This is a genomic window from Chitinimonas arctica (genome assembly GCF_007431345.1).
In the GTDB taxonomy this organism is placed as follows: domain Bacteria; phylum Pseudomonadota; class Gammaproteobacteria; order Burkholderiales; family Chitinimonadaceae; genus Chitinimonas; species Chitinimonas arctica.
In genome coordinates, this window is record NZ_CP041730.1 from 4036302 (window position 1) to 4050440 (window position 14139).

Genomic DNA, 14139 nt, shown 5'->3' on the forward strand with positions numbered 1-14139 from the left:
TTCCCTCGGCGGCATTTTTTGAGTTGCCGGCGACTAGCGAAGCTCGACCAGCAGCGGATCGAGCAGGCTATTGGCGCTGGCATCAGGCAGTGCGGTGCCATCCTTGCCGCTGACCCTCACCGTGGTCTTGGCGTCCTTGCCGGAGACCACCACCACGTATTCCGGGCCCTTGTAGCTGGCTTCGGTGGACTTTTCTTCGCTCTTCCAGAACGCCAGCTTGCTGAGGAAGCTGCTGTCGTCCTTGCTTTGCTGCAGGACGCCAGGGCGTACGTAATAGACGCCCAGCGAACGGTCGCGGTCATGAATGCTGAAGCCGGCACGTTCCAGCGCCAGGCCGACACGGCGCCAGGCGCGGTCGAAGTTCTCTTCCAGGGCGATCGCACGCTTGCCGTCCGCCATGGTGACGGTGCTGGCGCGGCTGGCGCCGGTACTGCTTGCCGGCGCGGCGTGGTCGATGGCTTGCTTGGTGACGGTGCTGACCACCTGGCCGGCCGTATCCGCGCTGACGCCAAGGCGAACCAGCAACTTCTTCAGCTGGGTGGCTTCGCGCTCGGGATCGGCGGGGCTCACCGTCCAGCGCGTATCTTCGCGGTTCTGGCCCACATAGTTTTCTTCCATGCGGCGGTGGCTGATATAGATTTCGGTGGTGCCGGCATCGCTGCCGCGCTCGATACGCATGCGGTACTGGTCCACCATGCCGGTCGAATACAGCGTCTTCAGGCCGCGTTGCAGGGCGGCGCGAATGCCGCCTACCGGCAGATCGGGACGCTCTTCGTGCCAATCGGTCACCAGGATGCCGGTAGCGGGGCTGTCCGTGGTCAGCTTGAAGCCTTGATCCAGCCAGAATTGGCGGGCTTGCGGCCAGATGGTCTCGGCCGGGGCGCTGACCACCAGCCAGCGCTGGCCGCCGGTGCTCTCCATGCGGACCTTGTCGAACTTGGGCATCAGCACGCCGTCTTCCAGTGCTTTCTTGCCGGATTCGGTCAGCGTGACGCCGGTGAGGCCGGGAATGCTGTAAGCGGTGCTGATGGCCGGGGCCGAGAGATCCGGCGGCAATTCCAGCGGTCGGTTCTTGATGGCGTCGCGGGCCTGGGCATATTCCGGCGTCTCGGGCTTGTCGTCACCCATGAATGGCACGTGGAATTTGGTATTGGAGCAGCCGGTTGCCAGCAGGGCGAGCGTGATGGCCGCCGCGGTACGGGTGGAACGAATCATGTCTGGAAGGCCTTTAGATTTCGATACCAGCTTGCCGCAGGGCGGCGCGCACGGGGGCTTCGCTGGCGCTGGCCAGCGGGGTGAGAGGCAGGCGGATACCGGCGGGTATCATGCCCATCTTGTTCAAGGCCCACTTGCTTGGAATGGGGTTGGCTTCGATGAACAGATGCTTGTGCAGGGCTTGCAGTTTATCGTTGGCGGCCCGGCCGGCGGCGATATCGCCGCGCAGTGCGGCAGCGCACATCTCGTTGATCAGCTTGGGGGCGATATTGGCGGTAACCGAGATCACGCCGTGGCCGCCCAGCAGCATGAAGGCCAGCGAGGTGGCATCGTCGCCGGAATAGAGCGCGAATCCTTCGGGGGCGCGCATGCACAGGTCGGCGGCGCGGCCGATATCGCCGGTGGCGTCCTTCAGGCCGACGATGCGCGGCAGCGAAGCCAGCCGCAGCGCGGTGTCATTGCTCATGTCGGCGCTGGTGCGGCCGGGCACGTTGTAGAGGATCATGTCGATATCGACCGCTTCGGCAATGGCCTTGAAGTGCTGGTAGAGGCCTTCCTGGGTCGGTTTGTTGTAGTACGGCACGACCGACAGTGTCATATCGGCGCCGGCGGCTTTCGCCTGGCGCGACAGCTCGATGGCTTCGCGGGTCGAGTTGGCACCAGTGCCGGCAATCACCTTGAGGCGGCCCGCAGCGGCGGCAACCGTGGCTTTGACCACGGCGATATGTTCTTCGACGTCCACGGTGGCGGATTCGCCGGTGGTGCCGACCGCGACGATACCGGCGGTGCCGGCGGCGATATGGAATTCAACCAGCTTGTTCAAGCTGGCGAAATCGAGGCTGCCGTCCTCGAACATCGGAGTTACAAGTGCAACCAGACTGCCGTTCAACATGATGTGGATCCGTGAGGGGCGCAATGAGTGAAAGCAGCGATTCTAACCGAACGCCGTGAACGTGGTAACGACAGTGGATCGGTCGGTGGGTTCAATTTTTACCGCAAAAAACCGGGTATATCCCGCAAGCCAGGCTGCTACTTGCTCAGGCCGACATGCTGGGGATAGTCGGTGATGATGGCATGCACGCCGAATTCGCGCATCAGTTGGTGCTCATATGCAGTTTTGGCACCATAGACGGCGTTGCGAAAGCCCAATGCATTGGCTTGGCGGATGATATCGGGATCGACGATCTCGCAATCCCACACCAGGGTACGCAGATTACGGTGGGGCAGGGCAGCGTGCAGCATGCTGTTGATGGCGGCGGGGCGATGGGCGCTGAGAAAACCGCATTCCACGCTCAACAGTTCGGCGGCGGCGAGCACCACTTCATGGCGGAAAGAGGTGATCAGCAATTGGTGGCTGGTCTCGAAGCCGGCCAGGATAGGCAAGGCCAGGCTGGCGGCGGCCGGCGTCTTGATCTCGATATTCCACAAGGTATGGGGGAAAGCATTCAAGGCCTCTGCCAGGGTCGGCACGCTATAGCCGCAGACATCGGACAGTTGCCGCCGGGTCAGCGCCGCGACCGGCTGGCCGTTCCTGGCGACGCGGTCATGGAACAGTACAGCTTCCTGGTCGGCGCTGACCCGCACATCGGTCTCGATGCCCTCGAAGCCCAGCAGCAAGGCGGCGGCGAAGGCATCCAGGGTGTTTTCGGGGCAGTGGGCGTGGTAACCACGGTGAGCGAGCAGATGCATGAATGTCCTGGATCCGTGCTTGGATTGCCTTCAGTTTAGCAAATCGTATCGCTTACTTGCCTCTCTGAAAACCGTGTTCAGACCAGGGGTGCCTGCAGTCCCTCGCGTGCAATGGCGCGTTGGACCGCCGGTCGGGCCAGCACGCGCTGCAAATACTCGCCCAGGCGCGGCAGCGAACGGGCGGGCCTGGAAAAATTCCGTGTCCAGCGGCACAGCATGAAGGCGTAGATATCGACGGCGCTGAAGCGGTCTCCCAGCAGCCAGGCTTGTCCGTGGCCGGCCAGCTGGTCCTCCAGTTGTTGCAGCAGATTGGTCGCCTTTTGCTCGGCATGCGCCTTGACCTGCGCGATCGCGGCGGGTTCGTCCGCCCAGCGGCTGGCGTAGAAGTAGGCGATCATGGTGGGCTGCAAGGTGGTGGACAGCCAGCTCAGCCATTTATAGAAATGCGCCCGCTCAACGCTGCCGGGGAGCGGTGCCAAGCCGGCGGCGGGATGGTTGTCCAGCAGGTGCAGGCAGATGGCGGCCGTCTCGTACAGCACCAGATCACCCTCCGCCAGCACCGGGATCAAGCCATTTGGATTGAGGCGGCGATAGGCGGGCGAATCGAGCTCGCCGCCCGCCTGGTCCACCTCGATCAGCGTGAAGGGCAGTCCTAGCTCTTCAAGCAGGATATGCGGGGTCATGCTGGCGGTGCCGGGCGAATAATGCAGTTGGATCACGTCGGTCCTTTCGGTGCGGGGGAATAAAAACAGGGGCCGGAATGCTCCTGGCCCCTGTGCGGCTGAATGGGTGGATTAGCGATTGTCGCGGCTCGACGGCCGGCGTGTCGATCACCGCCATCAGAAGAAGTACGCGAATATGCCCAAACCAAGCAGGATAGCCGCGATCGCCATCATCAGGGTCGGTTCGAAGATATCGTCTATATGTGGTGCTTCCTCTAAATGCTGATCTTCAAACGGATGCTCCATGATGAGGCTCCTTTCGATTCTTCAAGATGACCCTGGTCCTTATGAAACGCAATTACATCCTGCGCCCCTGACGGGTGCCTTGCCATGCATATGCGACGGGTGCTTCGCTAATGCGACCAGCGGTTCCAGGGTGCGATGGATTGCCGAGACCACCGTCCCCAGCGCCGCGGCGACGCCCGCTATCATGTTGGCACCTGCGTCGCGCTTTGGCAGAATTTGCAGCTGAGCGGCTTGCAATGCTTCGATCACCAGGCGGCCGCGGCCGCGCGTCAGATAGCATTCGCCCTTCTGCAGCAAGGTATCCGGGCCTTGTTCCTCGGTCAGCCAGATGCCGCCTTGCCGGCAGATGATCTCGACGCCGTCGGTGCTGTCGAGGCTCAGTACTTGCCGAGCTGCCAAACGATGCTCATATTCTATAAACTCGTACAACATTTCCCGCTCCTTCCATCTTGTTCCTGAAGGCCGATAGGGCCAGCGCTTGAAACGAATTCTGCGACCGGGACGGATGTTGGACAATCGATGCTTTTTCAGTGGAATATTGAATTGGATTCACTATTCGAGATGCCGGGCAAGCTGCCCTCGCTGCCAGCGTTGCGTGCATTCGAGGCGGCGGCGCGGACGGGTAGCGTGGCGCGCGCCGCCGAAGAATTGTTCGTCACGCCGGGGGCGGTCAGCCATCAGATCAAGTCGCTGGAGGCGCAGCTCGGCTACAGCCTGTTTGTGCGGCAGGGGCGCGGCCTGGCGTTGACGCCGGAGGGTTGCCGCCTGGCCCACACCGTCAATCGCCTCCTGGTTGCCGTGGGCAATGAGCTGGACGCGATCAAGCGCGAGCGCGAACGTCCCAAGCTGACGGTGACGGCGCTGCCTTCGCTTGCCGCCCGCTGGCTGACGCCCCGGCTGGGCAGGTTTATCGAGCAAAATAGCGAAGTGGAACTATGGGTACAGTCGTCCAAGCAGTTGCAGTCATTGGCGACCGACGGTATAGACCTCGCCATACGCATGGGTTTGGGGGGATGGCCTGGCGTGTACAGCGAGCATTTCTTCGATGATTACTTCATGGTGGTGGCCAGCCCGCACTTGCCGGGCGGTCTGCCGCGCACGCCCGCGGAGCTGCGCGGCCGCTCGCTTTTGCGCGGGGAAGAAGAGCCGTGGCAGCCCTATTTCGAACTGGCCGGGCTGGATTTGCCGGAACCTTCGCAAGGTTTGGTGTTCAGCGATTCCGGCATGCTGGTGCAGGCGGCGATAGAAGGACAAGGCATTGCACTGGCAAGGCGATCGCTGGTGCAGGATGATCTGTGCGCCGGGCGCTTGCTGCGTTTGTTTGAACTGTCCTTGCCCTACGAACGGTCCTACTGGCTGGTCACCCCCACGCCGCCGCCGCACCGGCCGGTGTTGCAGACCTTTATCGATTGGCTGAAGGCGGAGATGCGCGCCTCGCTGGAATCCGCTTAGGAAATCGCAATAATGCCCAAAAGGTTTTCCCTGGTTTTGAGCTTGGTTTTGATCGGCGCAACGTTCGCCGGCGCGGCGGAGCGTCCCCGTGTCGCCCTGGTGCTGGGCGGCGGAGGTGCGCGCGGACTGGCGCATATCGGTGTGTTGAAGGTGCTGGAGGAAGCGCGGATACCGGTCGATTGCGTGGTGGGTACCAGCATGGGCGCCCTGGTAGGCGGTATCTATTCGACCGGCCGTTCCGCCGCCGAAGTGGATCGCGCGGTACGCGAAATACGCTGGGACGAGGTGCTGGATGACCGGCCGGCCAGGCAGCGCCGCAGCTATTACGACAAGCAGGATGACGGGCTGAATCTGATGAATATGGGCCTGGGCTTGTCGGACAAGGGCGAGGTACTGTTTTCGAAAGGTGCGATCGGTACCCAGAAGGTTGATCTGATGATCCATCAACTGGTGAACAATGCCAGCCTGTCGAGCTTCGATGGCTTGCCGTTGCCCTATCGCGCCGTGGCGGCCGATCTGGAGACCGGCGAGATGGTGGTGCTGTCGCGCGGCGATCTGTCCGCCGCCATGCGTGCCAGCATGGCGGTGCCCGGCGTGTTTCCGCCGGTCGAGCGGGATACGCGCGTGCTGGTGGACGGCGGCATCGCCCGCAACCTGCCGGTGGATGTGGCCCGTGGGCTGTGCGGCGAAGTGGTGATCGCGGTCGATGTCGGTTCGCCCCTGCTGACCCGCCAGCAGACCACCGATGCCTTATCCATCTCCGACCAGACCGTGCGCGCCTTGATGCAGCGCAATGTTGATCAACAGCTGCAGCAGTTGGGCAAACGCGACGTGCTGATTCGGCCTGAGCTGGGTAGCTTGGCGCCCACCGCCTTCGATCAGGCCATTGCGGCGGTCGATCATGGCCGGGTCGCGGCCCAGGCCGCACTGCCGCAGCTGCTGGCCTTGCAGGTGGACGAAGCGAGCTACGCCGCCTGGCGCAAGGGGTTGGCCACCAAGGAATTCAAGCCCGGTATCGTGCGCGCCGTGGTGGTGGAGCCGACCCGCTATGTCAATCCCGAAGTGCTGAAGGAAGTGCTGGACGTCAAGCTGGACCAGCCGCTCGATGTGCGCGCTTTGCACGATAAGCTGGCCAACGTCTACGCACGGGGTGATTTCGAGCAGATCGACTACCGCCTGCGCCCCGACCCGCAGGGCGATATCCTGGAACTACTGCCGCGCGAAAAAACGTGGGGGCCAGGCTACCTGGACCTGGGCCTGGGCATGCGTACCGATTTCGACGATGACGCCGCCTTCCGGTTGACGGCCCAGTATCGCCGCAGCTGGCTCAATGCCTTGGGGGGCGAGTGGAAGACGCGTGCCTTTATCGGCAAATCGCGCGGTATGAATACCAGTATCTACCAGCCGCTGACGCGTGACGGCGAACTGTTCGTATCGCTGGAGGGGAGTTTCGGCAACGATAGCTTCCCTATCCATTTGAACAGTCAGCGGGTCGCCGAATATCGCTTGGATAGACGCAGCTTGCGCCTGGATATCGGCTCGCTTTGGGGCCGTTGGGGCGAGTTCCGGTTGGGGGTGGCGCACGGCCGTGCACGCCTGTCGCGATCCACCGGCGATCCGGCGATGCCGGAAGGGGCATTCGAGGAGGGTGGCGTGAATCTGAGCCTGGCCTACGATCAGCTCGACAGCGCGCAGTATCCGCGCACCGGCCGCTATGCGCGGCTGGGCCTGTACCGTGGTATGACCGGCCTGGGCAGTGGCAGCGACTACTATCGGGGCAGTATCGAGTTGAAGCAGGCCGCCCAGTTCGGCAATTGGTCCGTCTTGTTGGGCGGGCAATACGATGCCAGCCAGGATGCGCCCATTCATGTCCTGCCCACCGCCGGTGGCTTGTTCCGCCTGTCCAGCTACGGCCTGGACGGGATACGGGCGGCGCGGATAGGCCGCGTGCAGCTACGGGTCTCCAAGGACGTGGCGCGGTTGGCGCCGCTATTCGGCACCGCCGGCTTCTGGGGCGTTTCGCTGGAGGCGGCCAAGATTTGGGAGCCTATCGATGCCAGCCTCCTGCGGCCGGGATTGCGCTATTCCTCCGCCGTGTTCGTCGGCAGCGATACCCGTTTGGGGCCGGCTTATTTTGGCGTGGCATATGGCGACAATAAACGCGGGCGGGTCTACTTGAGTATCAATGGGGACTTTTGAGTCCGCCGCGAAGGTCAAAGCCACCGGGCCGCCGGACCGCCGGATTCGACAATCCGGCGGTGACGCGAGACAATCGCGCCCGCCCGATATGGGCAAGTAAGACCCATCTATATATATGCTTACCCTTGGAGCGGCGCCATGCTTGAGATCCCCATTCCCGTCATTGCCATCGATGGTCCATCCGCATCGGGCAAGGGGACGGTGGCGGCGCGCGTGGCGGCGGCTTTGGGTTGGCACTATCTCGACTCCGGCGCGCTGTACCGCTTGACCGCCCTGGCGGCAAGGGGGCGCGGCATCGCCCTGGATGACGAGTTCGCGGTCAGCCGCGTGGCGGCCCAGCTCGACGCCACCTTTCTGGAGGGCATGATCCTGCTGGAAGGCGAGGATGCCACCGAGCTGATCCGTGATGAACGGGTCGGCGAAGGGGCCTCGCAGGTGGCGGTCCTGCCGGCTGTGCGCACCGCCCTGCTGCAGCGCCAGCGCGACTTCGCCAAGCTGCCGGGCCTGGTGGCGGATGGCCGCGACATGGGTTCGGTGGTGTTTCCCGACGCATCGTTGAAGGTGTTTCTGACCGCCGGCGCGGCGGAGCGGGCGAGTCGCCGCTATAAGCAGTTGATTGCAAAAGGGGAATCGGTTAACATTGCACGGATCTTAGAGGATATCGAGCAGCGCGATGCCCGCGACAAGGCCCGTACCGTGGCGCCTTTGCAGCAATTGCCCGATGCCCGATTGCTCGATACCACCGAGTTGTCGATCGATATAGCCGTGCAGACGGTGCTGGACTGGTGGAAGTCCGCCTCGCGAAATGCTTTCGCCTGAATTAATCAGGCAAACCGTCGTGCCGATGCCAGATCGGCGCGACGGCCTAGGTGCCATATCCCGCGCAACGCGGGCGTGGCTTTTACAACTTGACCCCACAGGCCGTATACGTGGGCTATCTGGATAAAATCTGAAATGACTACCGAAGTTTCTTCCATGGAAAGTTTTGCCGCCCTCTTCGAGGAAAGCCTCGCGCGCCAGGAAATGCGCGCTGGTGAAGTAATCACCGCTGAGGTTGTTGCGGTCGAAGACAAGGTTGTGATCGTCAATGCAGGCCTGAAGTCCGAAAGCCTGATCGACATCAATGAATTCCGTAACGACCAAGGCGTGATCGACGTCAAGGTTGGCGACTTCGTGCAAGTTGCCATCGAACACGTCGAAAACGGCTTTGGCGAGACCAAGCTGTCGCGCGACAAGGCCAAGCGCCTGGCCGCCTGGATCGACCTGGAAGAAGCCCTGGAACAGGGCATCATCAAGACCGGTCTGATCTCCGGCAAGGTCAAGGGCGGTCTGACCGTCATGATCAACGGCATCCGCGCCTTCCTGCCGGGTTCGCTGGTCGACATCCGTCCGATCAAGGACACCACGCCGTTCGAAGGCAAGGAAATCGAGTTCAAGGTCATCAAGCTCGACCGCAAGCGCAACAACGTGGTGGTATCGCGTCGCGCCGTGCTCGAAGTGACCATGGGCGCCGAGCGTGACAAGCTGCTGTCCACCCTGTCCGAAGGCGCTACCGTCAAGGGTATCGTCAAGAACATCACCGACTACGGCGCATTCGTGGACCTGGGCGGTATCGATGGCCTGCTGCACATCACCGACCTGGCATGGCGTCGCGTGAAGCACCCGTCCGAAGTACTGACCGTCGGCGACGAAGTCACCGCCAAGGTACTGAAGTTCGATCAAGAAAAGAACCGCGTTTCCCTGGGCCTCAAGCAGCTCGGCGAAGATCCGTGGGTGGGCCTGGGTCGTCGTTACCCTGCCAGCACCCGCCTGTTCGGCAAGGTCACCAACATCACCGACTACGGCGCCTTCGTTGAAATCGAACAAGGCATCGAAGGTCTGGTCCACGTGTCCGAAATGGACTGGACCAACAAGAACATCCACCCGACCAAGGTCGTCCAGCTGGGCGATGAAGTCGAAGTGATGATCCTTGAGATCGACGAAGACCGTCGCCGTATCAGCCTGGGCATGAAGCAGTGCATGTCCAACCCGTGGGACGATTTCCAAGCCACCTACAAGAAGGGCGACAAGATCAGCGGCGCCATCAAGTCGATCACCGACTTCGGCGTGTTCATCGGTCTGCCTGGCGGTATCGATGGCCTGGTGCATCTGTCCGACCTGTCCTGGAACCTCACCGGCGAAGAAGCTGTACGCAACTTCAAGAAGGGCGACGAAGTTGAAGCCCTGGTGCTGTCCATCGACGTGGAGCGCGAGCGCATCTCCATGGGCATCAAGCAAATGGAAGGCGATCCTTTCAACAACTACGTGTCGACCTTCGACAAGGGCGCTGTCGTCAAGGGCACCGTCAAGTCGATGGATGCCAAGGGTGCCATCATCGCGCTGAGCGAAGAAGTCGAAGGCTACCTGCGCGCTACCGAAGTTTCGCGCGACCGCGTCGAAAACATCGCGACCGTGCTGAAGGAAGGCGAAGAGATCGAAGCCATGATCATCAACGTTGATCGCAAGAACCGCTCGATCAACCTGTCGATCAAGGCCAAGGACTCGACCGAAGACTCCACCGCCATGACCAAGCTCGCGTCCGAATCTGCAGGTAACGCAGGTACGACCAGTCTGGGTGCGCTGCTGAAGGCAAAGCTGTCGGGCAACCAGTCCGAGTAAGCCGCGATGCCCTCCGGTAGCCCCATGACCAAGTCCGAGCTGATCGCCAAGCTCGCGGAGCGGTATCCGCAGCTCGTGGCGAAGGATGCGGAGTTGGCCGTGAAGACGATACTCGATGCGATGGCGACCAGCCTGGCTAGTGGTCAGCGCATTGAGATTCGGGGTTTCGGCAGCTTCGACCTGAACTACCGTCCGCCGCGAGTGGGCCGTAATCCGAAATCCGGGACGAAAGTCGCGGTGCCCGAGAAATACGTGCCTCACTTCAAGGCCGGTAAAGAGCTGCGTGAGCGAGTAGACGGTCAGGAAGCCTGATTCCTGCCGACTCAGTACCAAAAGCATCAAAAGAAAACGCGACTTCGAAAGAGGTCGCGTTTTTCTTTTTGGAGCACGCTGCTTAAATAAAGCGCTAACGAGCGTCAGCGAGGCTCCCTCGCGGCGGCGAGGGCGGGGCCGCCCGGGTAAGGGGGAGTAGGACTAGATCAAGCGAGGGGACGGTTCACTCGCCACGGGCCGTGAATACCCGGCTGTGCGTGGTTGTTGGCGCGTCAGCGACTTACAACCACGGCCTACTCCTTGCGAGTATTGCCGGGTGGTGTGCTGCGATTTGAGTGTGCGCAATACTTCGTTGCTTCCCTAGGTTAAAATGGCGGCCTTGTTCTGGGAGGCTCGAATGCGCTATCTCGCCTGGTTTGTCCGGATTGTCCTGTTTTTGCTTCTGTTTGCCTTTGCAATCAAGAATACCCATGCCGTCAATCTGCATGGCTTGCTAGATCTGACCTGGCAGGCGCCCCTGGTCGTGATCCTGTTGGTTTTCTTCATGGCGGGTACGGTGGCCGGTGTGCTTGCCATGCTATTGCCGCTCAAGCGGCTTGGGCGCGAGCTGCACCAGAGCCGTGCGCAAGTGCGGCGCTATGAGATCCAGACTGCTGCCCGCCATACCGCCAGCCATATCGAACCGTCCGAGCCGCTCGACGCCGTTGTCTGAGCAGGCACGGCCCGTTACCTAACTTTCAAGGATAGTCCTAGTGGAATTCGAAGCCTGGTGGCTGATACTGTTCCCGCTCTGTTTCGGCCTGGGCTGGTTGGCCGCGCGGGTCGATATCCGCCATATCCTGTCGGACTCTAAACTGCTGCCGCGCCAGTATTTCGAGGGATTGAACCATCTGCTCAACGAGCGCACCGACAAGGCGGTCGAGGTCTTCGTCGATCTTGCCCGCAATCATAGCGAGACCATAGAACTTCAGTTCGCCCTGGGCCATCTGTTCCGCAAGAAGGGCGAAATCGAGCGCGCCATCCGCATGCACCAGAAGTTGCTGGCCCGTCCCGAGCTGAAATTGCACGACAAGCAATCCGCCCAGTTCGAATTGGCGCTGGACTTCATGAAGGCGGGCCTGTTCGATCGGGCCGAGGAATTATTCGGCAAACTCGACGATACCGAATTTGCCCGCGCCGCCCGCCGTCATCTGCTCGATATCTATCAACAGGAAAAAGAGTGGAAGAAGGCGATCGAGACCGCGCAGCAATTGCGCGATACCAGCCATACCTACCAGCATGAAATCGCCGAGTTCTACTGCGAACTGGCTACGTCTTCCATTACCCGCTCGCAGCCGGACGAAGCACGCCAGCTCTTGCAGCGCGCGCTGGCCGAGCACCGCAAATGCGTGCGGGCCAACCTGCTGCTGGGCGAATTGGCCGCCAACGAAGGCAATTACGACGCCGCCATCGAAGCCTGGCTGAAAATCGAGTCGCAGGACCATCGCTTCCTCCCTTTCGCCGCCCGCAAGCTGCTCGATGCCTATGACCGCCTGGGCAAGGCGGAGGCCGGCACGGTATTGTTGAAAGGCTTCCTCTCGACCTACCCCGAGCTGGATATGCTCGACGTGGTGGTCGAGCGGATCGCCGCCAGCGAATCGGAAGCCGCCGCCCACGATTGGCTGCGCGAGGAATTGCGCCGCAATCCCAATATGACCGGTCTGCTCAAATTGCTGGAAGCGCAGGCCAAGGCCGCGCCGCCGGAACGCCAGGCCGAACTCGATACCATGTTGCGCTTGACCCAGGAGTCCACGCGCGGCCTCAGCATGTATCACTGTGCCTCCTGTGGTTTCAAGGCCCGCCAGTATTTCTGGCGCTGCCCGGCGTGCAATGACTGGGAGAGCTTTCTCCCCGTCCGCGGGCGCACCCGCGCTTGATTGCGATCAGCCGTGGCGCCGACTACCCCTTCGTCAAAAAATAACGAGATCCACATATGAACGCTGCCGACCCGAAAATCATTGTTGCGCTCGACTACCAGCAGGCCGAGCCGGCGCTGGCGTTCGCCGACCGGGTGAATCCTGCACTGTGCCGTCTCAAGGTGGGCAAGGAACTGTTCACGGCAGCGGGTCCGCAACTGGTTGAAAAGCTGGTGGCCAAGGGCTTCGACGTCTTCCTCGACCTGAAATTCCACGATATCCCCAACACGGTTGCCCAGGCCGTCAGGTCGGCGGCCAGGCTGGGGGTCTGGATGGTCAACGTACATGCTTCGGGCGGCAGCAAGATGATGCGGGCGGCGCGTGACGCGATCGACGGTGAAGCGAACCGGCCGCTGCTGATCGCGGTCACGGTGCTGACCAGCATGAGCGGCGAGGACCTGGCGGAGCTGGGTATGCCCGAACCCGCCGTGCAAGTGCCGCTGCTGGCACGCCTGGCGCTGGATTGCGATATGGATGGCGTGGTCTGTTCGGCCCAGGAAGCCTCGGTCTTGAAGAAGCTTTGCGGCGCGGATTTCAAGCTGGTGACGCCAGGCATCCGTCCCGCCGGGAGTGCGGCGGGTGACCAGAGCCGTATCATGACACCCGAAGCGGCCGTCGCGGCGGGGGCGGATTATCTGGTGATAGGCCGTCCCATTACCCAAAGCGACGACCCTCTCGCCACCCTTCAAGCCATACAGGCCGGTCTGGCCGCCTTGTAAATCCTTTCACCGTCCGAGGGCCGCGGCAAGGTGCGGCGGCCCGACACGACCCTGCGCCTGAGAAGAACATGATGAAACACCAAGCGATACGCCAGGCATTGTCCACGGCCCGCGTCCTGGTTGTGGGCGATGTGATGCTGGACCGTTACTGGTTTGGCGACGTCGAGCGCATTTCGCCCGAGGCACCGGTACCGGTGGCCAAGATCAACCGGGTGGAGGAACGCGCCGGCGGCGCGGCCAATGTCGCGCGCAATATCGCCGCGATCGGCGGGCAGGCCTCGCTTTTGTCGGTGGTCGGCGACGATGAGGCGGGTGCGGCCTTGCAGCGGCTGTTGGGCGAGCATGGCGTCAACACCAGCCTGCACCGCGACGCCAGCATCACCACGACCGTCAAGCTGCGGGTGGTCGCCCGCCAGCAGCAATTGATCCGGCTGGACTTCGAATACAGCCCCAGCCATGAAGTTTTGGCGGCCAAGCTGGATGAATTCCGGCGGGCGCTACCGCAGCACGATGTAATCGTCCTGTCCGACTACGGCAAGGGCGGCCTGACCCATGTGCGCGCCATGATAGAGGCGGCAAGGGTCGCCGGTAAGCCGGTCTTGGTGGACCCCAAGGGCGACGACTATGCGCGTTACGCCGGTGCGACCTTGCTGACGCCAAATCGGGCCGAATTGCGCGAAGTGACCGGCCGCTGGCGCGACGAAGATGACCTGCTCGAACGCGCCCAGCGCCTGCGTACCGAGCTGGACCTGGCGGCATTGCTGGTGACGCGCTCGGAGGAAGGCATGAGCCTGTTCGAATCCACCGGGGTGACCCACGAACCCACGGTGGCGCAGGAAGTATTCGATGTGTCCGGCGCAGGGGATACCGTGATCGCCACCTTGGCCGCCATGCTCGCCGCTGGTGAAAGCCTGCCGCAAGCGATGCGCTGGTCCAATCGGGCCGCCGGCATCGTGGTCGGCAAGCTGGGTACCGCCGTCGCCACCGCCGAAGAGTTGTTCGCGCTTTAAG

At 62.2% G+C, this 14139-nt stretch carries 15 protein-coding genes; 9 read left to right on the top strand and 6 right to left on the bottom strand.

Annotated features, from left to right (window positions below; translation table 11 throughout):
* Positions 1–33 precede the first annotated feature (33 nt).
* From bamC to FNU76_RS18385, 6 genes are all read right to left on the bottom strand, one after another.
* On the bottom strand, positions 34–1215 hold the full coding sequence (gene bamC, locus FNU76_RS18365; RefSeq protein WP_144279538.1) for an NlpB/DapX family lipoprotein: 1182 nt from the start codon (positions 1213–1215) through the stop codon (positions 34–36).
* Positions 1216–1228: 13 nt separating this feature from the next.
* Positions 1229–2107: a 4-hydroxy-tetrahydrodipicolinate synthase gene (gene dapA, locus FNU76_RS18370; RefSeq protein WP_144279539.1), complete on the bottom strand. Its 879-nt coding sequence runs from the start codon at positions 2105–2107 to the stop codon at positions 1229–1231.
* Positions 2108–2244: 137 nt separating this feature from the next.
* Positions 2245–2904: a glycerophosphodiester phosphodiesterase gene (locus FNU76_RS18375; RefSeq protein ID WP_144279540.1), complete on the bottom strand. Its 660-nt coding sequence runs from the start codon at positions 2902–2904 to the stop codon at positions 2245–2247.
* A gap of 77 nt (positions 2905–2981) precedes the next feature.
* Positions 2982–3623: a glutathione S-transferase family protein gene (locus tag FNU76_RS18380; protein WP_223879086.1), complete on the bottom strand. Its 642-nt coding sequence runs from the start codon at positions 3621–3623 to the stop codon at positions 2982–2984.
* Between the two features lie 120 nt (positions 3624–3743).
* A complete protein-coding gene (locus tag FNU76_RS24945) occupies positions 3744–3872 on the bottom strand; it encodes a hypothetical protein (RefSeq protein ID WP_263405630.1) in 129 nt (42 codons plus the stop codon).
* A gap of 39 nt (positions 3873–3911) precedes the next feature.
* Entirely contained in the window at positions 3912–4388 is a 477-nt protein-coding gene (locus FNU76_RS18385; protein WP_144279541.1) for a DUF2917 domain-containing protein, read from the bottom strand.
* A gap of 27 nt (positions 4389–4415) precedes the next feature.
* Here FNU76_RS18385 and gcvA point away from each other — a divergent pair, with 27 nt between their 5' ends.
* From gcvA to rfaE1, 9 genes are all read left to right on the top strand, one after another.
* The gene (gene gcvA, locus FNU76_RS18390) at positions 4416–5324 is read left to right on the top strand and encodes a transcriptional regulator GcvA (RefSeq protein WP_223879087.1); all 909 of its coding nucleotides are present in this window, start codon (positions 4416–4418) and stop codon (positions 5322–5324) included.
* Positions 5325–5336: 12 nt separating this feature from the next.
* The gene (locus FNU76_RS18395; RefSeq protein WP_144279543.1) at positions 5337–7523 is read left to right on the top strand and encodes a patatin-like phospholipase family protein; all 2187 of its coding nucleotides are present in this window, start codon (positions 5337–5339) and stop codon (positions 7521–7523) included.
* A 138-nt stretch (positions 7524–7661) separates the two neighbouring features.
* The gene (gene cmk, locus FNU76_RS18400) at positions 7662–8342 is read left to right on the top strand and encodes a (d)CMP kinase (protein WP_144279544.1); all 681 of its coding nucleotides are present in this window, start codon (positions 7662–7664) and stop codon (positions 8340–8342) included.
* A 135-nt stretch (positions 8343–8477) separates the two neighbouring features.
* Entirely contained in the window at positions 8478–10181 is a 1704-nt protein-coding gene (gene rpsA / locus FNU76_RS18405) for a 30S ribosomal protein S1 (RefSeq protein ID WP_144279545.1), read from the top strand.
* A 24-nt stretch (positions 10182–10205) separates the two neighbouring features.
* Positions 10206–10493, top strand: coding sequence for an integration host factor subunit beta (locus tag FNU76_RS18410; protein WP_144279546.1), 288 nt, complete (start codon positions 10206–10208; stop codon positions 10491–10493).
* 358 nt (positions 10494–10851) lie between these two features.
* Entirely contained in the window at positions 10852–11166 is a 315-nt protein-coding gene (locus tag FNU76_RS18415; protein ID WP_179958180.1) for a LapA family protein, read from the top strand.
* Between the two features lie 40 nt (positions 11167–11206).
* Positions 11207–12370 carry a lipopolysaccharide assembly protein LapB gene (gene lapB, locus FNU76_RS18420; RefSeq protein ID WP_144279548.1) on the top strand — a complete coding sequence of 388 codons (1164 nt, stop codon included), beginning with the start codon at positions 11207–11209 and terminating at the stop codon, positions 12368–12370.
* 56 nt (positions 12371–12426) lie between these two features.
* Entirely contained in the window at positions 12427–13128 is a 702-nt protein-coding gene (pyrF, locus tag FNU76_RS18425; protein ID WP_144279549.1) for an orotidine-5'-phosphate decarboxylase, read from the top strand.
* A gap of 71 nt (positions 13129–13199) precedes the next feature.
* Positions 13200–14138, top strand: a complete 939-nt coding sequence (gene rfaE1, locus FNU76_RS18430; RefSeq protein WP_373279727.1) for a D-glycero-beta-D-manno-heptose-7-phosphate kinase — start codon at positions 13200–13202, stop codon at positions 14136–14138.
* Position 14139 lies beyond the last annotated feature (1 nt).